This is a genomic window from Niabella terrae (assembly GCF_054783135.1).
In genome coordinates, this window is sequence record NZ_BAAGRD010000008.1 from 415946 (window position 1) to 438740 (window position 22795).

Sequence of the window (22795 nt, forward strand, 5' to 3'; positions counted from 1 at the left end):
CAGGGCGGGACCACCGTCCAAAAACAGGTACGAGGTCGGAATTTCAGTTATGAATACGCTTGATATGGGCGATTAAAATTTCCGGTACAGGTTGTACAGTACTTTTTTATCGTAATCACTCAGGGTAGAGGAAATATCATTTTGGATATAATGCAGCTTAAAAGCCTTGATCGCGGCGGCCTGGTTGCTGATATCATAACCGATTACCCGTAATGCCAGCAATGCATTGAAATCGGCGGGAGGGGTGGTCATATTATAGGCATCGTACCAGTAACCAAATCCTGCGTCCGCCAGTCGTTTCCAGGGGAATTCTTTGCTGGGATCACTTTTACGGGCCGGAGCCAGATCAGAATGGGCGATGAAATTCGCCTGTGGAATGCCATATTTGTCTTTCAGGAAATCCAGTAATTTGATCAGGGCGGTGATCTGGGCATCGCTGAAAGGTTCGCTTCCGTTATTGTCAATTTCAATTCCCAGACTGCAGGAATTCATATCCGTCACATTGCCCCATTTTCCGTTGCCGGCATGCCAGGCGCGCACATAATCATTGAGCATCTGAAATACGATACCATCCCGGCCCACGACATAATGCGCACTGGTCTGGGTCCTGGAAATTGAAAAAGTAAACAGGGTCTGATCGGCCGAATTCTGCGCGGTATGATGCAGTACGATAAAATTGGGTTTGCGGATATTAAAGTTTACCGAAGCATACCACTGGCTGTTCACCGCCGGGTTCTTGGCAGATGAAGGACGCTCCTCCAGTTGTTTGCGGATGGTTTCAATATTTTGTTCGTAAGTCGGCTTTGCATACCGCTGGATGCTATCTGTAATGAACCGGTAATATTGCGGTGACCGGTAAGCCAGTTTAGAAGAGTTGACTTCGGGATCAGCGGCTACGTAGGTATCTTCTGTCTGAATCCTGGGCTTGGGTTTGGGATGCCTGGTTTCCGTATTGTCCCGATTGCCCTTGGTAATTTGTTCAGGGTGGGAAAATACCGTCTGTTCTTTAGGTTCCGAAGACGAGGGCTTGGTCTTTGCCGGCGCCTTGCTAACGGGGCGGCTGTTTAAAACATTTGTTTTTTTGGGAGCTATACTGTCTCCGCAGGAGAACAATATAATAGCCAGAAAGGCCAAAGCGGGCAATGCTTTTTTAGTAAACATCTAATGCTGATCTTTAAATTTCCAAAAATTAATCGTAATATATATCCGTTCCTGCGCGTGAAGTTAAAGAAACTTATCAGAAAAACAGGCAACCGGAATCAAAAATGTATGATAAAATATAATAATTTAAGATTTCGTCGAACCCTTATTATCTTTAAAAAAAATATCTGAATTATGGATGCGAGATTTGGAATGGTCGGTCTGGGAACTATGGGACGCAATTTTGTGCTGAATGTGGCCGACCACGGTTTTAAGGTTTGTGGCTATGATCGTGATGAAAATCAACGTAAAACGATGCAGACAGCTGCAGAAAACCGGCCGGTCCTTACGGTGGCTTCGAGCAGCGAACTGGTAGCCCAACTCGCGACACCCCGGATTATTATGTTGCTGGTACCTGCCGGAAAAGTGGTTGATCTGGTGCTGGATGAGCTGGTCCCCTTGCTGGGCCGGGGAGACATTGTTATTGACGGGGGGAATTCACACTATACGGACACGGAGCGCCGTTACAAGGCCTTGCAGGATTCCGGCATCCATTTTATCGGGATGGGGGTTTCCGGCGGCGAGGAAGGCGCCCGTTATGGTGCCAGTATGATGCCGGGAGGCAACCTCGAGAGCTATGAACTGATTCGTGAAATCATGGAAGCCGTAGCTGCCCGGGCGGATGATGCGCCCTGCGTAGCTTATATGGGTCAGGGAGCGGCCGGTCATTATGTGAAAATGGTGCATAATGGAATTGAGTATGCCGTCATGCAGATGATCAGTGAAGTGTATGGGCTGCTTCGGGCCGAAGGCCTGGACAATGAACAGTTACACCAGCTTTTCAGGGAGTGGAATCAGGGCCCCCTGGCTTCATTTCTATTGGAAATCACGGCGGATATATTCCTGGAGAAAGACCTGGAAACAGGGGCCTACCTGCTGGATAAGATTCTGGATAAGGCCCAGCAGAAGGGAACCGGACTCTGGACGACCCAGAGTGCCCTGGAATTGAGCGTACCGACACCCACCATTGATATTTCGGTGACCATGCGCTATCTGTCCGCCCTGAAACAGGAACGGGTCCAGCTTGCGGCATTGTACCCGCCGACAACGGTACCAACCCACCCTGATTCGTCCGCCTTAAAGGACCAATGCCGAGATGCTTTGTATTTCGGGTTTTTAATGGCATATGGTCAGGGCCTGGAACTGCTGGAAGCTGCTTCCGAAGCTTTCCATTATGGGATTGATATTCCTTCCGTCATCAAAATCTGGCGGGCAGGTTGTATTATACGCTCGGAATTACTCGGGGACCTCTACGAGGCATTTACTGCCCAGCCCGGCCTGAAAAATATTATCGGTGCCGACGTTTTTGTTTCGGTCTTAAATGAGAAAAAAGCGGGTACGGCGGCATTTATCAACCGGAGTATGGCGGTGGCGGTACCGGTACCTGCCCTCGCCAGTACCCTGAATTACTTTAATGCCTATATCCGGGAAAAGCTGCCTGCCAACCTGATTCAGGCACAAAGAGATTATTTCGGTGCGCATACTTATGAGCGGACAGACCGTGAGGGATCATTTCACACGGACTGGAATCCCGATGCATAACCAGGACTGTAATGGCAATGCGGATACTTCAGGATAATAAATCATACTATGAGTTATAAGGATACACCGGCCAATATTGTGATTTTTGGCGGATTCGGAGATCTTTCCTGGCGGAAACTGATTCCGGCTTTTTACAATTTATATATTGCAGGTTATATGCCCGAAACCTTTGCCATCTATGCAGTGCATTATCAGGGCATGCCGGAAGCGGCTTACGAGAAACATATGCTTGAGGGGGTGAAACTGTTTTCGCGGACCGGTGCACCCAAGGCTGCGCAATGGAAAAAGTTTACCCGTCATCTGTTTTTCTTTCAGGGAGATTTTACCATTGGAGAGACTTATGAACGGCTGAAGTCCCAGCTGGATCAGAATGATAAAACCTGGAAGAATCGGGCCACTCGTCTTTTCTATTATTCCGTAGCACCCGGATTTATAGAAATAATTTCTCAGAGTCTGTATAATTATGGCATTGCGCCGGATAAGAAAAAAGACAGGATCGTCGTGGAAAAGCCTTTTGGTACCGATCTGTCCACTGCCAAAAAGCTGAACAAGTTGCTGGGCCGGCATTTCAATGAAAAACAGATTTATCGCATAGATCATTATCTGGGCAAGGAAGTGGTACAGAATATCCTGGCCTTCCGTTTTGCCAACGCGATATTTGAACCCCTGTGGAATAAAAAGCATGTGGAGCAGATTCAGATCTCGGTTGCTGAAACAGTGGGTGTTGGCACCAGGGGTGCTTATTATGACCAGAGTGGCGCCCTGCGGGATATGGTGCAGAACCACCTGATGCAATTGCTGTCCCTGATCGCCATGAACTGTCCGGCAAAATACCAGGCAGAAGCCATCCGGCAGCAAAAGGTAAAAGTCATCCGACAGATCCGCCGGCTGACACCGGCTACGGTTGCCACCGATGTGATAAGGGCACAGTATCAGGCGGGTACGGTGGAAGGTAAAAAACAGAAAGCCTATACCGAAGAGACCAATGTGGCCCGGAATTCATCCACAGAAACCTATGTGGCGGTGAAGTTTTTTATTGATAATACCCGCTGGAAAGGGGTGCCTTTTTTCCTGCGTACCGGAAAATCCATGGATCGGAAATCCTCGATTATTGTGGTAAAATTCCGGGATGCCAACCATAAGATCTTTAAAGATGACAGAACGCCCAACCGATTGATCATCAGTATTCAGCCGGAACAGAAAATCACCCTCCTGTTCGAAGGCAAAGTGCCGGGGCTGGAAATGACCCTTAAACCCCTGGAGATGGACTTTAGTTACCGGGGTACTTTCCGGCACCAGGCCCCCGAGGCTTATGAAGCGCTGCTACTGGACGCTCTGGAAGGTGACCCTACCCTGTTTATGCGCGCCGATCAGGTGGAAGCCGCCTGGGAAGCTGTGATGCCTATATTGGATGCCTGGAAAGCTTCGTCCAAAGGGATGAAAAAATACAAGGCCGGAAGCCAGGGGCCGGCGGAAGCCGGAGAACTGCTGAAAGGCTATCATGGCGACTGGGAACAATTGCCCGAAGAACTGGTCTGCCCGCCCCTGAAGTCGGAAAAATCCGCAGTACGCCGATGATATTTAAAATACTAGTTTAAAAACAAAAAATTGCAGGAATGAACCGTATTGAACTGGTCTGGCCGGATGCTGAAGCCCTCAGCCTGGCAGCCGCCCATTATTTTGTAGAAAAGTGTAAAGAACGCATTGCGACCAGTAATCGTTTTGTTGTCGCCTTGTCGGGAGGCAGTACCCCCAAACGGTTGTACCAGCTGCTGGCGACTCCCGCCTTCAGCCGCAATATCGACTGGAAAAAGGTCTATCTCTGCTGGGGGGATGAGCGTTTTGTACCGCATAATCATGCAGATAGTAATTTCCGGATGGTGAAGGAAAATCTGCTCGATCATATAAAAATTCCCCGTAAGAATATTTATGCCATGCCCACGAAAGGCGAGCCGGCAGATTGTGCGGCGGTATATGCCCGGCAGCTGAAAACCCTGCTCGGCCCCTCCATGCAGATCGATCTTACGCTATTAGGCATGGGCGATGATGGCCATACGGCCTCGCTTTTTCCGGGAACCGACATACTTAAGGAACAGAAAAGATGGATCAGTGAAGTATGGGTTGCTGCCAAAAATACCTACCGGCTTAGTTTTACTTACCGGCTGATTAATAACAGCCGGGAGCTTATGTTCATGGTAGCCGGCACTGCCAAGGCACCCGTGATCCGGCATATTTTCAAACCAAAAGCCGCAGTCCGTTATCCGATACAGGAGGTGAACCTTAAAAAGTCCGGTTCCGCACTCTGGCTGCTGGATGAAGCCGCCGCTGCTAATCATCGTTTTTAAGTCCTGCCGGAAATTGGTTAATACATTTCCTGCATTTCCACCAGTTTTCGGTAGATGCCATCGGGGATTTGCATCAGCTCCTGATGCCGGCCTCTTTCGGCAATTTCCCCTTTATTGAGCACGATGATCTCATCGGCATTGCGTACCGTACTCAGGCGATGGGCAATTACCAGGGAAGTACGGTTCTGCATCATGTTATTGATGGCGTCCTGTACCAGACGCTCGCTTTCGGTATCCAGCGAAGAAGTTGCTTCATCCAGTATGAGTATGGGTGGGTTTTTTACGACAGCCCGGGCGATTGTCAGCCTTTGTTTCTCACCGCCACTGAGTTTGGTGCCACGGTCACCGATATTGCTTTCAAAACCTTCGGGTTTTTGGGTAATGAACTGATAGGCATTGGCGATTTTAGCGGCGCTCTCAATGGCTTCCAGTGGGGTATCGGGATCGGCCAGGGCTATATTATTGCGGATGGTATCATTGAAAAGAATGGGTTCCTGGCTGACGATACCGATCTGCCGCCGGATGGATTCGATACTGTATTCTTTGATATTAATGCCATCAAAGAGAATTTCTCCCGCTGTTACATCATGAAATCGTGGCACCAGATCTGCAAGGGTGCTTTTGCCCGCACCACTGCTGCCCACCAATGCCACTGTTTTGCCCTTGGGTATAACCAGGTTGATATTTTTAAGGATGGGGGTTTGATTATAGGAGAAGGATACATTACGAAGCTCAATGGATTCCAGGAAATCATCCAGTTGACGGGTGCCCTCATCGGCCACGGTAATCTGGGTATTGAGCAATTCCTCGATTCTTTCGACTGCAGCAGCGCCGGATTGCACATTGAAAAAGGAACTGGACAAGGATTTGGCGGGATTGATCATCATCGCAAACATGGCGATAAAGGCGATCAGGTCGCCCGGCCCGAGCGATCCGCCTTTCAGAATCAGGCTGGCACCGAAATAGATAATGATGCAGAGCACCGTAACGCCTAAAAGTTCGGTTAAAGGCGAAGCCAGATCACGGCGGGCGGCCATTTTCTTGTTGATGTTCAGCAGGGTATTATTGAGACTGAAAAAGCGTTGGCCAAGGATCTTCTCGGCAACGAAAGCTTTGATGATCCGGATGCCCCCCAGGGTTTCGTCCAGAATCGAAAGGGTATCGCCTACCCTAAGGGCAGCGGCATTACTTTGCTTCTTTAAGGTACGGCTGATCCTTCCGATGATAAAAGCGGTGGCGGGCAGCAGTACCAGTAGGAAAACAGAGAGGCTGGGGCTGATGGCGATCATGGCAGCCAGGTAACTGAGGACCATAACCGGATCCTTGATCAGTCCCTCCATGGTTTTAACAATGGAACCTTCTACCTGACCCACATCATTCGTCATCCGGCTCATGATATCCCCTTTTTTCTGCTCCGAAAAATACCCCACCGGAAGGGTGAGTATTTTGGCGTACATATCATTTTTCAGGTGGATTATAATGGAACTGCGGACGGGTACCGAAATCAGAGAGGAAATATAAAGCAGGAGGTTTTTCAGAAAAATAAAAAAAACGATAAATGCACAACAGACGAGTACCGCTTTCATCTGAGCACCGCTGTTGACCATCCGGCTGAGTTCACTACCCAGCAAATGACCACCCGGAATCTTGTTGAGCAGGTCCTGACCACCGATGCCTTCTACTTTGAAAATAATGGACATAAGCGGCGCCAGCATGCCGATCGAAAAAACCGAAAGCGCAGAAGCCAGGATGGTAAAAGTCATATAAAGCGCAATTTTGCCTTTATACAATCCGATATATCGGAATATTCTTCTAAATTTTTTCAACTTAGGGGGTATTATTGTAAAGCCCACAAAGGTACAGATTTACGCGTTCTGACCATGGATTCCCAGCGTAACGGTGGGGAGAGTGGTTTCGATGGGGTTGCCGGGTTAGGGGAAGCGGAATGATCCAGGGAGGCAGTGTCTGATTTAACTGTATTTTTACGCCCATGAATTACCTGGCACATGCGTATTTAAGCTTTGGCAATAGGGAGATATTGCTGGGTAATATGATCAGTGATTTTGTAAAGGGAAAACAACAGTATCTGTATCCCGATGCGGTTCATAAAGGTATTGTACTCCACCGCTTTATCGATACGATTACGGATAACCATGAAGCCACCCATCGGGCAAAAGAAGTGTTCCGGCCCGCTTACCGGCTTTATAGTGGCGCTTTTATAGATGTCGTGTATGATTATTTTCTGGCCAACGATTCCGATACCTTCGGCACCGGCGATCTGTATGAATTTGCGCAGCAGACCTATGCGCTATTGGGCGCACAACAGCACCTGATGCCAGCCCGGTTTCGCCATATGTTTTATTATATGCAGCAGCAGAACTGGTTATATGGCTATGCGTCAAAGCAGGGGATTTATCAAAGTTTTGGCGGATTGGTGAAAAGAGCCGCATATTTGCAGGACAGCCTCCCGGCAATTGCCGTTTTTGAAGCACATTATACTTTGCTGGAAAGCTGTTTTCGGCAATTCTGGACATCCGCCCGGCCCCTGATTGAACGGCGATTTGAAGAATTAACCGCCAGTGAAACTGAGTCAGGTCCGGCAGGTGAGGGCGAAGGATAAGAATAAATGAAATTGCCAGGTGTCATGCCTGATGGCCACCGGTCAATTAATTAATGTCTGCCGGCTGGCGAAAAATAATAACCACCATCGAAAAAATAACAGGTATATGAAACGCATAGCCTTGATATTATTATTATTGACCGGATCCTATATGTTATCAGCACAGCATTGGGCCCCTGTGGATCAGTCGCCGCTGGACCTCATGTACTATCCGGTCGCCTATCCTTCTTTGAAAGTAAAGGGAACCAAGGAGCCCTGCCGGATGCGGGTGATCTACAGCCGGCCACAGAAGAAAGGAAGGAAAATATTCGGATCAGCTATCGTTCCTTATGGCAAAGTATGGCGGCTGGGCGCCAACGAAGCTACCGAGCTGGATTTCTTTACCGATGTGAAGATTGGGGGGAAGCGCCTTTCCGAGGGAAGATATACCCTGTACGCGCTGGTAGAACCATCGCAATGGACTTTTATACTGAACAAGGAAACGGATGTATGGGGTGCATTTACTTATGACCCCTCAAAAGATGTTGTGAGGGTAAGCGTACCGGTGCTGGAACTGGAGCAACCTTTGGAGTCTTTTACTTTTGATTTTGAGAAAACTAAAGATGGGGTGGATCTGGTAGCCGGGTGGGATACCGTTTCAGCTACCTTGCCGATCAGATTTTAAATTATGAGAGAGATATTGCAATTTGTGGGGATTATAGTAGGTCTGGTGTGGTTGCCCGCCTGTAATGAACAAGGAAGGCCGCCGGATTTTGAGGAGGGCAAAGACAGCATCGAATTGCCAACACTAATGTCTCAGGATTCCGGCGCCGTAAAATCTGCGGTCTACGCCGACGTAGATATCTCTCCCATGGACATGAGTTATTTTCCGTTGAAATATCCGTTGCTTAAAATGACCGATCCCCGGCTACAACCGCCGGTGCTGCGGGTGATTTACAGCCGTCCACATTTGCAGGGACGTAAACTTTTTGAAGAAGTGCTCAAATACGGCGAACCCTGGCGGCTGGGCGCCAATGAAGCTACCGAACTGGATGTATACCAAACGGTTTCCGTGGATGGCAAAAGTTTGCCTGAGGGTCGTTATACCCTGTATGCAATTCCACGGGCCGGCTATTGGACGATCGCCTTCAATAAGGACCTGGATACCTGGGGACTGAAACCCGACTCTACCCAGGATGTCATGCGCGTGAAAGTGCCGGTCACTTATTACAATGCATATCTGGAGTATTTCACCATGGTCTTTGAGGCCACCGATACGGGCGCCAATCTGGTAATGGGCTGGGATGATGTGGTAGCCCGCTTACCCATCCTTATTCCTGAAAGCGCCAGATAGCAGCTGCTGCCGGACAGGAGATTTCTTACCCTTCAATACTTCATCAAATAAAAGTTACTGAATTGTCTCAGCCTTAACGGAGGATTTAATAGCGTTTGTTTTTGCTGAAGAACGGTCGGGACCGGCCTTACTTAAACCCCGGATTCACTTTAAAAGATCCGCTGTACTGCAAGATGCCGGTAATACAAATGCGTCAAATCCGGGCGATCCGATTTATGTATCAACAGGCAGTGTAATTGTTTTTTCCAGCCCTCGCTGTCACGGAACCTAAGGCTTCTTTCGATGCTTCACGCAACCACTGATCTGTGGTCTGAAAAGATGAGCGGGTGTAAAAACCGCCTTCGTTTTCATTTAATTTTTTAGAAGCGTAGCCGGGTGGTGTTCATAAGCGCATCCGGTAATTGTCCTGTCTTTGATCGAATGGGTCCGGTTGGGGTATCATAAAAAAAAGGGAGAAGATAAGAATACCCCCTCCGTTTGTTTTACATGAGAAAAATTTGCAAGGAACCTACTGGTTATTTGTCGCCCCTTTTATATTTTTTAACAGTTTCTGAATTTGAATAACTGTCGGCATTGACATGGTACCAGTTCTGTGCGTCCTTAAGTACGATTCTGAAATTAGTGCCCTTATTATTGGTTACTTCAGTTACGCCCCAGATTTCTTTTCCTTTATAAGTCTTGTTGATATGGTAGCGTACTTTAGTGGGCAGATTAGATTCTTTGTAGTAGCGGATGGTTTGTACGACATGGCCTTTGGTATCGAACAACACGCGGGTCTTAATATTGCCATCGGTAAAGTAAGCTTCGAAATAGTTTTTGGTTTCTGTCCAGGTGACATTGCTGACATCTTTGTAGAGTTCTTTGAAAGTTTCGACTACTTTTTTGTTTTCAGGAATACTGGCGATGTCGGCAGCACTGGCGTTAACAGTGAACAGAATGGCGGCGGCGAGGATGAACGTTTTCATTTTTTTAAAATTTTAAGTATGAGTTTTTTTTTGTTTCGTTATTTGTTTCACAAACATACATCGGCAAGGGAGCCTGTTCCAACCCCTTATGGGTAAACAGCAGGTATTTTACCGGTGAATGGCGGATTTCAAACCGTGAACTTATCGATGCGATGCAACCTTTTTTAAAAAGCCTCCTGCACCTGTCCATTTGCCGGATACCCATATAAAAATAAGTTCCCGTCTATGCCTGAAGCAAGTAAAATCCGGATCAACGGCAGCCTACAGAATGTTAAATCATTTTAACTTGAGCAAGGGTATTGCGTTCACGTTATGAAAGGTTTAAAAGAGCTATGAACGGCAGACCGGTCAATGATTCAGGTTCCGGATTATCAAAGTACATGGACAGACGGTAACCGGTATTCTGTTTCAGACAATGCAGCTTGATAAAAAAACTGTCTCAGCGGTCGTTCTAAATAATATTCGCAATAGTGATGAATTTGTTACAGCAGTCATGATAGTTTTTGGAATTTTTTTGTTTTGACCCCACTGGAGGGATAGGTGAATTTGCCGTACCTTTCGCCTTATTAATATAGATAAGTATGAGAACAGACAGCAGGATTATACATGCGGGCACCGAGCCCGATCCCTCCACGGGAGCCATTATGACGCCGATTTTTCAGACTTCGACTTTTGTCCAGTCGGCACCAAATGAACATCAGGGTTATGATTATTCCAGGGCGGGGAATCCAACCCGCACTGCGCTGGAAAACGCTTTTGCGGTATTGGAAAATGCCCGTCACGGATTGGCTTTCTCCAGTGGAGTGGCAGCCACCGACGCCATCATGCGCCTGCTCAGTCCGGGAGATGAAGTGATTGCGGCCAACGATATGTACGGGGGAACCTATAGGTTGTTTTCTCAACTATGGGCGCCGTTCGGGATCCGGTTTGTATTTGTTGATACCACCGATCCGGCTGCGGTTGAACAGGCGATTACTGATAAAACAAAAATGATCTGGGTCGAAACCCCCACCAACCCGCTGATGAATATTACGGATATTCAGGTCATGGCTACGCTGGCGCATCAGGCAGGGGCATTGCTGGTTGTGGACAATACTTTCGCCTCTCCCTATTTACAACAACCGCTGGAACTGGGAGCCGATTTGGTCATGCATTCGGCGACCAAATACCTGGGTGGTCATAGCGATGTGGTGATGGGTGCTATCATGACCCGGGACGACGAACTGCGGGAGCGGCTCTATTTTATTCAGAAAAGCAGTGGAGCGGTACCCGGCCCCTTTGATTGTTTCCTTGTGCTCCGGGGCATTAAAACCCTGCATGTTCGGATGCAGCGGCATTGCGAAAATGGTCGCAAACTGGCGAATTATCTGGCCGAACATCCGGCGGTAAAGAAAGTTTACTGGTGTGGTTTCACCGACAGCCGGGGCTATGAGACGGCTAAAAAGCAGATGCGAGATTTCGGAGGCATGATGAGCTTCGAATTAAAGGACGATTCTATGGAAGCCGCCCTGAAGGTTTTAAAAGGTACAAAACTGATTGCGCTGGCCGAAAGCCTGGGGGGTGTCGAATCCCTGATCAATCATCCCGCCACTATGACCCATGCTTCCGTACCCCGGGAGGAAAGAATTAAAAACGGACTCAGCGATTCGCTGATTCGCTTGAGCGTCGGCATAGAAGATGCGCAGGACCTGATTGATGACCTGTCTCAAGCTATAGGTTAAGGCGAAGATGGATCCTGAAAAGAGACACCTGCAGGCCGCGGTTTTTAAATCGCCCTTTATTTAACTAATTTTACCAAAATTGGCCGGTTTTATGTCGATAGAAGATGCAGCATTACCCCGTAATCAGGACGAGTGGATTCAGTTTGCCCGTAACCTGAACAATAATTATGTGCACTGGGATAAGTTTAAGGATATGCAGTTACCGGTAACCGGACGGCATGCCGATCTCTGGGAATCCATTACGGCGGAAAGAAACCAGGGGTATACCCGACAGTTGCGACTGGGCAGTCTGGAGCTTGACTGGTGGATCAGCAACCATATGGAGGCCCTTCTGCACCGGCTGGATATGGAACTGGCCGGAATTGGCTGGGCGCCCCTGTTGGAACCTAAGCGGACTCACCGATACAAAATAAATGCTTTGCTGGATGAGAGCATCGCTTCTGCACAACTGGCGGGAGCTTCCGTTACCAGAAAAGCGGCCAGGGAGATGTTGTTGAAGAAAAGGATACCCGAAGGCAAGGCCGAGCAAATCTGCCTGAACCTGTTCCGGGGGCTGGAACAGGCTTATTCGGATTTTCAGGCGCCGATGGATGAAGCCCGTTTTCTGGATATCCACCGGGAACTGACCCGGGATACGATTAAGCTAAAAGGAATTGGACATTATCGTACCAACAATAAAATAGATGAAACCGCTATTGAAGATGCCGGTCATTACCGGATCATTGAGGCAATAGGGCTGCCCGGTCTTATGCAGGGTGTCTTTAAACTGTACAATGAGGATAAACAGCCTTATTTCATTCATCCCTTAATTAAAGCCGGTCTGCTTCATTATCTGGTGACCTATATCCGGCCTTTCCGGGACGGGAACGGGCGTATGGCCCGTTTGCTGTCGCAGACCTATTTGTTAAAACACGGGTACTGGGTCGCCGCGTTTTTTGCGCCTTCACAGACCATCTTTAAATTGAAAGGGCCCTATCAGAAATCCATTGCACAATCCCAGAGTGACAGCAATAATATTGGTTATTTTCTGCATTTTTATCTGCAGTCCTTACATATGACAACGCGCTCGCTTTCCGATGCTGTCAAAAAGGTAAGCGGTCAGGGTGGTTCGGCTAAGCCACAGAAAATTTCGGGCTTTAATGAAAGACAAACTGCGGTACTGCAATGGATACGAGAGGACAGCCAGAAAGTCGTGACCATCCGGGAACTGCGTTCTGTATATGGCGTGTCCAAAGAGACCGCCCGCACAGATCTAAACCAGCTCACCGACCAACAGCTACTGCAGCATTATCATATCAATAAAAAAACATACGCATTTATCAAAGGCCCCGCATTTGATGCAGTCCTGGTTCAATTGAACGGTGATTGATATTTCCAAAATTAAATGAGGTTGTCCTGGTCGAATGCTGTAATTGTGTTTGGCCACAAGTTCTAATTTTTATATAGTAATCGACGAATATAGTATTGTAAACTTGAACTTCTTGATGTTGCGGACAATTTCGTTTTCGATTACCCGCTCATCTTCCTCGTCTGGGTCTTCTATATTGATGAAATCAAGCAGGTATTCATCTTTGAAGGCTTGTAAAGCTTTTCCCTGTGGCTTTCGGGTAAGGTAGCGTCGAAGTTGTTAGGTAATGTACCTTGTTTTTTGAAAAGATTGGCTTTAATTGTTTTTCGAGGAGACGGTAGTCCCAACGCTCCGTAAACGTTTTTTGCAAGTAAAACCACGCCTCATCAAGTGTCTCGCATTTGGATGCTATGCTGAAATGATGGGTGAAGCCTATGGAAAAAAACACATTAGCGAAGTTGTCGGGTAATTGGTTCGGCACTGCCGAACCTACTTTTAAGTGTTTTGTCCAAAACTCAGCAAACACACGCATTTTTTTGAGGTTTCCATTCAAAAACCCACCCAAACCGGGCAATTCATTTTGCAATTCGGTAGCAATTTGCACCAGCACCTTACTGCCCCAAGCCTCTTTTTTGATGACGAGGAATACCTTGAAATCAAGAAAGACTGCAAGGAGAAAATCGAACAGTTGGAAGAACAGATAAGTAAGGACAGTTTGAATATCAAGAAAGTCAATATCGAAAAGTCGTTGGACAGGGCTTTACAGAGTATCGTCAATATCCCGAAATTGTACATGGAAGGTGGAATCACTACCAACCGGGCATTGATTGGTTCGATATTTCCAAAAAAATTGGATTTTGACGGGAAAATGTATCGAACCGCCCGAATGAACGTCATCACCAACCGTATCTTTCAGAGAAACAACTGATTACCCCTAAAAAAGAACAGGACAAACGAAAATCAATTTCATCTGTCCTGTTTTGTAGCCCCGCCCGAACAAATCTCGAAACATTTTTTGGGGGATTTGGGGCGGTTGTGTCAATTACCTTGATTGAATGTTTTAAAGGATATCTCAGATGTACTATTTGGGATTTTCCGGTAACAATGGCTCTTATAAGGGTTTCAATTATCAATGATCATCCCGCAAATGCTATACAATGCATATGCCAATTTCCAAAAGGAAAATGGACTTCTTAAACTTAAGTTAAATTAGGCCGCCGTTTGCTAGATAGAAGCTCTTTTGCAAGCTTTGGTCTGTGCTTGGGCTTGTGCGGCTTGCAAATGTGCTTACACCTTTGGGCAGGCTTTTTGTCACGTTAAAATAATATTGAACTGATTTCATCATACTCTATTTCTTCTTTACTTAGTCTGCTTTTTAGCTTCTTAATGTTGATTTCAATAAGTTTATCTCCTTCGATTTTTAGGCAATCCTTGAATTTCTTAAAAATGTAGTCTGCGGAGTGTCTTGATAGTCCGAAATTCTGTAAAGCAATCACAATTGTGTTTTGTGTTCCATATTCTAAAAATGTCGCCCAGTTTACACCTGCATTGTCCTCGCCTAATATTTCAACCAACATGGCGTAATAGTTATTGAAGTATTTTTCAAATAAGAATCGAAGAACACTTTCAATATCATCAATGATATTTCCAATGAGAACATTGATGTGGTGTTTGCTATTGTCAAACACTTCATAGGATGGTTTTCCGTTTTTGTAACCGACCATTAGTGTGCTTCCTTTGCGATTGTAATAAGCAATAGATTCATTGATGATTTGGCTCAATGAAACTCCATTTATCCATTGGTTCATTAGAACAGCATAATAGTCAAGTTGACTTTCAGATTTAAACTTCTTTTCCTCTGTCGCCCAATGGAACATGGTATAGAATTTATGCAACCACTCTTGGCATATTTCATAAGTTACCCGACTTGGCAACTTGATAGCTGTTGGATTTTTAGCTTGCTTTTTCAAAGCAATGAAAATCTCATTCTGAATTTTGAGTTTGATTGAATTGTTGGTATTCAGAACGCTTGAAGGAACATCAATCTTCCCGTTTTTAGTTTTTGCCAGTTCAATTATTGCTTCCTTGTTGTCGGCAATTAGCTTTTTTATAATCTCACTGTTGTAATTGGCTCGTTCAATTTCAAGAGTGTCAATGCTGATGATATTGGCAATGTATTCCAATATCTCTTTCATAATGCCTGTATCAAACTTTACATCAGGTTTTTCGCTCAGTATTTGCTCAATCTTCTTAAGCTTTTTGTTTATGTAGTTTTCAACGGTAGGATTGAGTTTTATTTCTGCATTACCTTCCAATAAGGCTTCATGTTTTTTCCAGTCCTTATCTGTTTCCTTTAGGCAAATGATATTTCCTGAAAGTTCATGTTTAAGCCGTCCTGCTCGTCCTGCAAGATTCCAAAAGTCGATGGGTTTGAAAAATGAATTTCCGTAAATCTTATTATTCAGAATGAAGACATTCTTTGCTGGCAAATTCACGCCTTCCAAAAGGGTTGATGTACAAAAAACATAATTGATTTCTCTTTCCTTAAAGAGTCCTTCTACTTTGTTCCGAATGATTTGGGGCAAATTTCCAAAGTGATACCCAATTCCTCTATTTAGAAACTCACCTAAATAATAATCCTTATGAATGTAGCCTTTGATTTGGCGAATAACTCTTTTTACATTTCTAGATACTTCAACCTGCTTGTTCTGATTGAGTTTAAATAATTTTGCTGCTTTATCAACTGAATCAAATCTTGAACTGCAATACACGATATTGCTTTCTTCGCCACCAATTGCTGAAAGCAAATCAAAAATCGTCTCTGCTTTTGTTACAATTTTCGGTTCAAATTCATAATTCCCATTGTCCAGATAGTGCGTTACTTTTTTCTCAACCAAATCAACAAAAAACAGATTCTGAGAAACGGGCGTTTCTATAGTTCTGAAAAATTGCTTCTCATCTTTTTTGAACAGTTTCAGAAATACTTCAGGATTTGAAACATTCGGAGAAGAGAAATATAAATTCATGTTTGGATTTCTTCTTAGTGCCTTTGAAATAGCTGAATACGCAGTTACTGCCCGACTGTCTTTTTCTGCTGCCAGTTTATGGGCTTCATCTATGAACAGATAAGCAATGTTTGGATTTTTCTTTTGTGACAAATAACTCAAAAGTCTTTCAGGAGTGAGCACAAAAATGTAATGCTGCTCTGTTGATGGCAATTCAGAAACATTGGAGTTGGTTATTACCATGTAATTGTAATGCTCCAAAACATCTTTGAGTTCTTTGTTCAGGTCTATGGAAAACTGATTAATCAAAGCCCTTGTCGGAACCATTATGACAATATTCTCAGGCGGTTTGTTGCCTACTACTTTTCTGATAAAGGATTTAATGATAAACGATTTGCCCATTGATGTAGGGCCTGAAAAGCTAAAATGCTTCGAGCCGCTTATCTTCTTGTAAAGCTCAAATTGCGAATCGGTAAAAATTAAATCTTCGGTATCGGGAACGGCTTGAATAAACTCTTTGACTTTCTTTTCAAGTTCTCTGTCAAAAGGCAATTCAGAACTGTTGTTTTCATTCTTCAAAAACTCAATTCCGGGGAAGTTGCCCAATTTAGCCAAAACAGAATGCGAGAATGTCTGATAGTAAGGATTGGCTTTATAATCTTCATTGAGCAAGGTGATGAGTTGGTAGGCTTTGTTTCGTGCTTTCGGATTTTTGGAATTTGAAAGGATGTCGGCAAAGCGAAGTGTGTCATTCAATTCCTTTTCGGTCAGTTTTATACTTCTGCCATTTTCAGAAAACAAATTATTAGCCAATAGTTTAGCCGCTTTATTATTGAGTTTAATAAAGTATTCATCTTGCAACACATCATTGGCCAAACGTTCTATCATTCTTCTGTTCGTGTTATTTTCTTGATGATTTCTTTTCTTGTTTCATCCAATTTCATGAACGGAAAAACATAAACGTAAAAAGTATAGCTATATAGCCCGTATTCTTCAATCTTCTTTTTGATGTGGCTCATTTTTCCCTCTACTTCGGCTTTTATTTTGGATTTAATCAAAGCCAGAAATTTATCGTTGCTCAACCGCTTTTCCTCATCCGTTGGGTCAATCTCAAAACCTGCGAAAATGGCAAAGGCATTATTCTTTACAATTGGGTCGGTATCGCTTGCCTTTGGCACGATTACCGATTTTAAGAACTGATAAAGGTCTTCATCAAATGCCTCTTTGCATAATTGCGAATTGATTAAACCAATTTCATCATGGATGTTGTTCTTCTTTCTTGTCAGAAAATCATGAATTGACTTAAAGGCATGAGAAATTGAAGTTGTCAGGCTTTGTTCGAGTTTCGATTCTCCAAAAATGAGTTGATAATTTTTAGGAGCCAATTCGAGTAAATGAATACCGTCCGAACCTTTTGCATAATCGTTTGACGAAAGTTTGATTTCTAATTTCGTCAGAATTTTGGGGGCTTTTAGGTGCGATTCTAAAAAACAGAATAACAGTAATTCACCTGCTTCACCGTCATTCACTTTTGCATCTCTGAATTTTGATGCGGCTTTTTCTACAAGTTCATGATAGCGTTGGTCTTTAACAAAATCGTTGATTTCCTTTTTCGACAAGGCAAATGGAATCATGTGATTTCCTAACTGCTTTATTAACTCATCATAACAAAACTCGTTGTTTTCAATTTTTAGAATATGCAGATTAAGCTTTGAATTGGTATCAGGCACATCACATTCAATCTCTTTGTAAAAGAGGTTTAAGAATTTTTCGTTTATGCTCGGTTTAAAATCCATTTTCAAAGTATAATAAAATCACTTTTTACTTTTCTCCTTAATCAACTGCCCGAACCCGGTCGGCACAATATTGTGTTTTTGCATCCAAGCTAATGCCTTCTCAAACTCATCATCCGTGAATTTTTCTTCCTTACGGCTACTCCAATCGAAAAAGTCGGATTTGATGTTGGCTCTGTCGAACTGTTTATTCAGAATAATATGGTTGTTCCAAACGGCATATATGGTGGCAATAGCTTCACAAAGTTTTTCGGAAGCATTTTTTAGCAGTTGGAATAATTCGTTCAGTTTATCCTGCTGCCCACTGAAGTAATTCTGATAGTAGCGTTCAATATCATACACTTTTGGCAAAGGATAGAACTTGTAATTCCGTTCTTCAAACCATTTGTTCTCATTCAGTTTTGCAATTACGCTGAACCTGAATTTGTTATCGTGTGGCCCTGCTGCTTGGCGGTAATAGTTCCAAAGCAAATCTTCTTCTGCAATGTGTTCGGCCAGATATTGCAGTTTTTGGAATTTGATGTGTGTGAAATTGGGGTCATCCTTAAACAGGGAAACAATTTTCCCGCCCAAAACCTGTTTGGCAAACCCTTTCCTGTTTTTAGAAATTGCTGATTGTCGTCTGGGTTGATAAGCTATTATTGGCTCGGCAGCCCTTAACAAGCTTTCTTCATTTTCATCCAGTTTCAATTCTCCCCTAAACGCCTTTTGGCTTAAACTGCCATATAAATGCTCCAACTCTTGCAAGCTTTGTTGGTATTGGGTTTTGAGGGCATCAGTTTTTTCTACGATTGATACAAACTTATTTTGCAATGCAACTGGTGGATACATAAGCGGAAGAACCTTAACAGCTGTTTTCGTGATTGATTTAGTAGTTGCCCCTTTTGCCTGAGCTTTAACTACCATTCTGGCGTAATCTGTAGAGAGATAATGAAATAAATAGAGAGTAGGTAGATTTTTGGTTCGAATAACTAATTGATTCAATCCAAGTGTTACAGGACGATTTAGATTTGGCATTAACCAAAAATCACCAGCACTACCAATCTTGTTCATAATAATTTCGCCACCATATATTTTTGACTTTTTGAAGAACTCATAAGTCTTTTGTGTTACATATTTAATGTTATTAATAAAGTCATTTCTGGTAAGATTGGTCGTCCTTATCATTATTGCGTAATCTTCTTCATCAAGCATTTCTAAATTTTTTGCAACCATCTCATTGCTACCATTTGAACCAATGTCACCCATATATTCAATGAATTCATCCAGTTTTTTAACTGGCCATTTTTTGGGGTTTATGCCAGGGTCTCCAAACATCTCCAAAAAAGTGCTTTTCAAAAATTCATCCAGCAGTCGGATACTTTCTTTGCGTTGGGATATCAGGTTTTCGGCTTTGCTTAAGAGGTTGGCTATGTGGAGTTGGTCGCGAAGGGAGGGAAGTGGAACTTTGAAATCCTTAACAAATGCCTGACTGATGTGAGGTTGTGCATTTCCCCAAGCTTTATTTAAAATTATTTGGCGCTGTGTTCTTAAAAAGTGAAACAAATATTCGGAAACATGATTTTTAGATGGCAATATTCCGGTAACTGATTGGTTGGCGCATGCCTCAATTTTTGAAATTGCGCTCAAGCCGCAAGTTGCCCCTGTCAAAGCAATTAAGACAGTATCAGGAGGCATCATTTTCGTTGAACTATTTTTTAGTCCAGTTTCAGTTATGAAGTTTTCAGCATTGTAGATATATCCCTTATTTAATTCGCCTGAATTTAACCATGGGATATTTCCATTATCCCAATATTCTTTGACAGATGTGGAAGGAGTTCCACCTGTTACAACATCTGCAAACTCAGAAATTTTTAGTTCCCTCATATTACATCAGTTGTTTTAATTCGTTTATCCCTTTTTGAATATCCACTTCCATGCTTTCTAATTTTCCGAAAATCACCTCAGGTTTTTCATACACCACTTCCTCATACACTTCTTCTTTGTAGGTGCTTAGGTTCAAATCGTATTTGTTCTCTACAATTTCTTGTTTCGGCACCATAAAGTATTTCAGTTTGCGGTCGCTGTCTTTCTTCGCATCTCGTGTTTTGTAGTGTTGCACAATGTCGGGCAAATCGCTTTCTGCAATTTTATTTCGCTTATCGTCTAAAGTGTAGCCGTCTGCTTGCATGTCGTAAAACCACACATGGTTGGTTTCGCCACCTTTGGTAAAAATTAATATGGCGGTGCTTACGCCTGCATAGGGTTTAAATACCCCGCTGGGCACGGCAATCACGGCTTTCAGTTCGGCTTTTTCAATAATCAGTTTTCGCACCGCTTCAAAGGCTTTACCGCTGTTTTGTATTACACCACTAGGCACAATTACGGCAGCCGTTCCGCCCATTTTCAGCATATTAAAAATGCGTTCTACAAATAGCAGTTCGGTTTTGGTGGTGGGCAGTTTCAGCCCTTCGTTAATATCTCCTTTGTCAATGTTACCTGTAAAGGGCGGATTGGCTAATACAATATCAAACTGGCTGTCTTCATTGTAGCTTTTGCTGAGGGTGTCTTTGTAATCAATTTTAGGTTCGTCAATGCCGTGCATCATCATGTTCATCAAACCCAAACGCACCATTGTAGTGTCAATGTCATAACCTACAAAGCTTTTATCTAAAATGCTTTTTATCTCCTGCGTCAACACAGCACTAATGGCAGCCCGTTCAAAACCGTCTTCATCTTTTTGCAACTTGGCAGGGTCTTTCTTTCTCACCAAATCGGTAAGAATGTATTGATAAGCACCCAACAAAAAACCGCCTGTTCCGCAGGCCGGGTCGGCAATACGTTGTCCCAATTGAGGAGCAACCAATTCAGCCATCAGCTTAATAATGTGCCTTGGTGTGCGGAACTGTCCGTTTTTTCCTGCTGTGGCAATTTCGCTCAACAGCATTTCATACACATCGCCCTGTATGTCCTGAAAAGCATGACCACCCTCAGTGGCATCTTTTTCAATTTCTTTGAAAATATCTTCTACAATATTGATGGCAGAAACCAACAAACTGGCTTTGGGCATAATGAACACAGCGTTTGCCATGTGTTTGGTAAAAGGTGAAGTTTCTCCGTTTAGTTCTTTCAAAAACGGAAACACTTTCATTTGCACATGCATCAGCATTTCGTCTGCGGGCTTGTGTTTAAAAACACTCCAACGCAGTTCGTTTTTGTCAATGCTTTCGTTGCTGCCCGGAATTTGAAACTTGCCTTTGAAACGGCTCGTGTATTTTTCGCCTGTAAACTCAGCATCCCGTTCACGCTTGGCTTCCAAATCGTCCAAACGCTTCATAAAAATGAGGTAGGTAATTTGCTCAATGGCGGTTAAAGGGTTGGCAATGCCACCTTCCCAAAAGTTTTGCCAGAGCTTGTCTATAAGTGATTTTAATTGTGCGTTATTTTGTAACATTAGTTTCTCTTTATCAATTGTTCTTTCAACTCCTTGCCCTGGGGGGTGAGGCGGTATTTTTGCGTGGGGCTGTTGGGAGCATCCGGCTGCGTCATTTCGATAAAATCAGCTTCAAGGGCGGGTTGCAAATAGTTTTGTAAAAAATTTCTTCTGCCTTTTAATGCAAGAGCAGACATCAGCTCAATCACAGACATCTCATTCTCAATCATTATAATCAAGGTTCTTACTTGTTCCCTTACTTGTTCCCTTACTTGTTCCCTTACTTGTTCCCTTACACGTTCGGAATTGAGCCGATAAATGATCGTTTTGAAATCTTCCGACTGAATAAACCGGGGCTCCTCCAAACCGGCATTCAACGATTTCTGTACCATATCAGTGGTTCCCGTCCCCATTCGTTCTATGTATCCTGTTAAATACAAAGGCTCTGCCAGTAAAGGATTTGCCGGAACAGAGGTGTGAAGTTCTTTCAGCTTTTCCGTAGTCCATCCCAAAGGCAAAGAGCCGGGGTTCCAAACCTCCACTCGGTCTCTGAAAACCATTATCTGTACGCTGGCATTGCTAGTATAGTCTCTATGGGCTATGGCATTTACAATCGCTTCGGAAATGACCTCTTTCGGAATTTCATAGCTGCCGGGAATAGCCACCTGTTCGGCACGGGTTTCAATGCGGTAGTCCAACTTATTTAACACAAACTCCAATGCCTGATCCACCAACTCAAATGCAGTTCCCTTAAAAACTTTGTAAGATGGAATAGGTTTCTCTACGATATTTCCGGCAAAGGAAGCACAACGAACTTCCGAATTAATAAAAAGCCGCTGCGGGTTTTTCCCAAATAAAAGTAGCGCGGCATTGGTCAGCCTTTCATTCTGCAACAGATTCAGATGGATGAGAATTTTTTCTTTCGGTTCTGTTTCCGCTATTGGGAAACCTCTTCGTGATTGTGCCAAACGGACAAAGGATTTTACCTTTTCATCATCAATTTCATTTAAATCCATAGTTGGTTGCAAAGTAGCATCAAAAGGAACGGAGCGAATGATTTCCTTGTCTTCCAGATAGCGAATCAAAGAGGCATAAACCATTGCCTTAAGGTCATCGGGGCCGGTAAATTTTCTGCGAACAACCACGGCTTGTGCCTTTTCAATCAATGCACTTTCCTTTGATTCTCTTTGATTTCCGGAATGGTTAGAAATAAAAATAAAACGAGTTTTGTGTAATTGTGAGGCGTGATCAAACTCCAATTCTGTCGGAGAGATCCCTTTGTTATTTTCGGAGCCATACGTTTTACCGAAAATCCCTAAATAAATATCGCATTGCTCAACTTCTTTTAAATAAATCTCATCAGCTCTTTGATCAATCGCCGGCAAAAATTCAAAAAGAAAAGGTTCAAAAAATTTCCCCAAAAGCGGATCCGCGTAAATGTATTCATGCAAAGCTTTCCTTTCTTCAGAAAACTCAGCTTGCACACTACTTATAAATATTTTCATCTTAGC

The 22795-nt window shown here is 44.0% G+C and carries 18 protein-coding genes; 9 read left to right on the forward strand and 9 right to left on the reverse strand.

Features of this window, described 5'->3' with window-relative positions; all coding sequences use genetic code 11:
* Positions 1-72: 72 nt before the first annotated feature.
* Positions 73-1161: an N-acetylmuramoyl-L-alanine amidase gene (locus ACYVI9_RS10000; protein ID WP_460764088.1), complete on the reverse strand. Its 1089-nt coding sequence runs from the start codon at positions 1159-1161 to the stop codon at positions 73-75.
* A 174-nt stretch (positions 1162-1335) separates the two neighbouring features.
* Between ACYVI9_RS10000 and gndA the strand changes: the two genes are divergently transcribed.
* Genes gndA through pgl form a run of 3 tightly spaced genes read left to right on the forward strand, consistent with a single transcriptional unit; the run spans position 1336 to position 5087 of the window.
* Complete coding sequence (gndA, locus tag ACYVI9_RS10005) at positions 1336-2742, forward strand: NADP-dependent phosphogluconate dehydrogenase (RefSeq protein WP_460764090.1); 1407 nt, start codon at positions 1336-1338, stop codon at positions 2740-2742.
* Positions 2743-2790: 48 nt separating this feature from the next.
* The gene (zwf, locus tag ACYVI9_RS10010; RefSeq protein WP_460764093.1) at positions 2791-4320 is read left to right on the forward strand and encodes a glucose-6-phosphate dehydrogenase; all 1530 of its coding nucleotides are present in this window, start codon (positions 2791-2793) and stop codon (positions 4318-4320) included.
* Positions 4321-4358: 38 nt separating this feature from the next.
* A complete protein-coding gene (pgl, locus tag ACYVI9_RS10015; protein ID WP_460764095.1) occupies positions 4359-5087 on the forward strand; it encodes a 6-phosphogluconolactonase in 729 nt (242 codons plus the stop codon).
* Between the two features lie 17 nt (positions 5088-5104).
* On the opposite strand, the gene ACYVI9_RS10020 is transcribed toward pgl, so the two are convergent.
* Positions 5105-6850, reverse strand: coding sequence for an ABC transporter ATP-binding protein (locus tag ACYVI9_RS10020; RefSeq protein WP_460764098.1), 1746 nt, complete (start codon positions 6848-6850; stop codon positions 5105-5107).
* A 227-nt stretch (positions 6851-7077) separates the two neighbouring features.
* Between ACYVI9_RS10020 and ACYVI9_RS10025 the strand changes: the two genes are divergently transcribed.
* From ACYVI9_RS10025 to ACYVI9_RS10035, 3 genes are all read left to right on the forward strand, one after another.
* Positions 7078-7707, forward strand: coding sequence for an acyl carrier protein phosphodiesterase (locus ACYVI9_RS10025; protein WP_460764100.1), 630 nt, complete (start codon positions 7078-7080; stop codon positions 7705-7707).
* A gap of 106 nt (positions 7708-7813) precedes the next feature.
* Positions 7814-8371 carry a DUF2911 domain-containing protein gene (locus tag ACYVI9_RS10030; RefSeq protein ID WP_460764102.1) on the forward strand — a complete coding sequence of 186 codons (558 nt, stop codon included), beginning with the start codon at positions 7814-7816 and terminating at the stop codon, positions 8369-8371.
* 3 nt (positions 8372-8374) lie between these two features.
* Complete coding sequence (locus ACYVI9_RS10035) at positions 8375-9040, forward strand: DUF2911 domain-containing protein (RefSeq protein WP_460764105.1); 666 nt, start codon at positions 8375-8377, stop codon at positions 9038-9040.
* A 515-nt stretch (positions 9041-9555) separates the two neighbouring features.
* Here ACYVI9_RS10035 and ACYVI9_RS10040 read toward each other — a convergent pair.
* The gene (locus ACYVI9_RS10040) at positions 9556-10005 is read right to left on the reverse strand and encodes a hypothetical protein (protein WP_460764107.1); all 450 of its coding nucleotides are present in this window, start codon (positions 10003-10005) and stop codon (positions 9556-9558) included.
* A 581-nt stretch (positions 10006-10586) separates the two neighbouring features.
* Here ACYVI9_RS10040 and ACYVI9_RS10045 point away from each other — a divergent pair.
* Positions 10587-11726, forward strand: a complete 1140-nt coding sequence (locus tag ACYVI9_RS10045) for a cystathionine gamma-synthase (protein ID WP_460764110.1) — start codon at positions 10587-10589, stop codon at positions 11724-11726.
* A gap of 91 nt (positions 11727-11817) precedes the next feature.
* Complete coding sequence (locus ACYVI9_RS10050; RefSeq protein WP_460764112.1) at positions 11818-13095, forward strand: Fic family protein; 1278 nt, start codon at positions 11818-11820, stop codon at positions 13093-13095.
* A gap of 196 nt (positions 13096-13291) precedes the next feature.
* Here ACYVI9_RS10050 and ACYVI9_RS10055 read toward each other — a convergent pair whose 3' ends face one another.
* The gene (locus tag ACYVI9_RS10055) at positions 13292-13660 is read right to left on the reverse strand and encodes a DUF1016 N-terminal domain-containing protein (RefSeq protein ID WP_460764115.1); all 369 of its coding nucleotides are present in this window, start codon (positions 13658-13660) and stop codon (positions 13292-13294) included.
* 12 nt (positions 13661-13672) lie between these two features.
* On the opposite strand from ACYVI9_RS10055, the gene ACYVI9_RS10060 reads away from it, so the two are divergent.
* Positions 13673-14002: a hypothetical protein gene (locus ACYVI9_RS10060; protein WP_460764118.1), complete on the forward strand. Its 330-nt coding sequence runs from the start codon at positions 13673-13675 to the stop codon at positions 14000-14002.
* Between the two features lie 388 nt (positions 14003-14390).
* On the opposite strand, the gene ACYVI9_RS10065 is transcribed toward ACYVI9_RS10060, so the two are convergent.
* Genes ACYVI9_RS10065 through ACYVI9_RS10085 form a run of 5 tightly spaced genes read right to left on the reverse strand, consistent with a single transcriptional unit; the run spans position 14391 to position 22789 of the window.
* On the reverse strand, positions 14391-16967 hold the full coding sequence (locus tag ACYVI9_RS10065; protein WP_460764120.1) for a DEAD/DEAH box helicase: 2577 nt from the start codon (positions 16965-16967) through the stop codon (positions 14391-14393).
* The gene (locus ACYVI9_RS10070; protein ID WP_460764122.1) at positions 16964-17875 is read right to left on the reverse strand and encodes a HamA C-terminal domain-containing protein; all 912 of its coding nucleotides are present in this window, start codon (positions 17873-17875) and stop codon (positions 16964-16966) included. The genes ACYVI9_RS10065 and ACYVI9_RS10070 overlap by 4 nt, the downstream gene beginning before the upstream one ends.
* 18 nt (positions 17876-17893) lie before the next feature.
* On the reverse strand, positions 17894-19738 hold the full coding sequence (locus ACYVI9_RS10075) for a restriction endonuclease subunit S (protein ID WP_460764125.1): 1845 nt from the start codon (positions 19736-19738) through the stop codon (positions 17894-17896).
* 1 nt (position 19739) lies between these two features.
* Positions 19740-21305 carry a type I restriction-modification system subunit M gene (locus tag ACYVI9_RS10080; RefSeq protein ID WP_460764127.1) on the reverse strand — a complete coding sequence of 522 codons (1566 nt, stop codon included), beginning with the start codon at positions 21303-21305 and terminating at the stop codon, positions 19740-19742.
* Positions 21305-22789, reverse strand: a complete 1485-nt coding sequence (locus ACYVI9_RS10085; RefSeq protein WP_460764130.1) for a Fic family protein — start codon at positions 22787-22789, stop codon at positions 21305-21307. Before ACYVI9_RS10085 ends, ACYVI9_RS10080 begins: the two co-directional genes overlap by 1 nt.
* Between the last annotated feature and the right edge of the window lie 6 nt (positions 22790-22795).